This is a genomic window from Mesorhizobium sp. M4B.F.Ca.ET.017.02.2.1 (assembly GCF_003998955.1).
GTDB classification, from domain to species: Bacteria; Pseudomonadota; Alphaproteobacteria; order Rhizobiales; family Rhizobiaceae; genus Mesorhizobium; species Mesorhizobium abyssinicae.
Genome location: NZ_RZOF01000682.1, coordinates 1 through 654 on the forward strand (window position 1 = coordinate 1; position 654 = coordinate 654).

Here is a 654-nt window from a genome sequence, read left to right on the forward strand (position 1 = left end):
GACGCGCACGGTGTAGCGGCTCACATCGTCATACTGCACCTACGCCACACACCGGCCGGACCTGATCCGGCTTTATGAGCATTGGGCTTTGTCAGTCGCACAAGCGTGATGGCTTTCGCGACGCGGCGCGCCTCAGGAACTGAGCCGCGGGTCCGGGTCGAAACGCGGGAAAGAAAGACAGGAAACAGAATGGCCGATCAATTCGCAACGGACGTCATTGCCCTGATCAAGAAACGCGCCGAGTCGGAGAGCGGTGAGGGAATGCCTGCGTCATTCGTCGGCGAGATAACAATCGCCACGGAACTGGACGCGCTCGGGTTCGATTCGCTGGGTTTGGCGGACGTCCTCTGGGATGTGGAACAGGCCTACGGCATCAAGATCGATATGAACACGGCCGATGCCTGGTCCAATCTCAAGAATGTCGGCGACGTCGTGGAAGCCGTCCGCGGCTTGCTTGCGAAGGAGGCTTGAATGGACAGGCGCGTCGTTATCACCGGAGTGGGCGGCCTGTGCGGACTGGGCACTGACGCCGCCTCTATGTGGAAAGAGATGCGCGAAGGCCGCTCCGCCATCGGCCCGCTCGCCAATTCCGAGCTTCATGACCTGGAGGGCATGACCGGCGCTGAGATCAAGGCGCTGCCCGAGCACGACATC

Annotated in this window: 2 protein-coding genes; both read left to right on the plus strand. The window is 61.5% G+C overall.

What is annotated here, in order from left to right; translation table 11 throughout:
• Positions 1 to 189: 189 nt before the first annotated feature.
• Positions 190 to 471, plus strand: a complete 282-nt coding sequence (locus tag EN738_RS34825; protein WP_029356603.1) for an acyl carrier protein — start codon at positions 190 to 192, stop codon at positions 469 to 471.
• A partial coding sequence (locus EN738_RS34830) for a beta-ketoacyl synthase N-terminal-like domain-containing protein (RefSeq protein WP_275955146.1) occupies positions 472 to 654 on the plus strand: 183 nt, incomplete at its 3' end.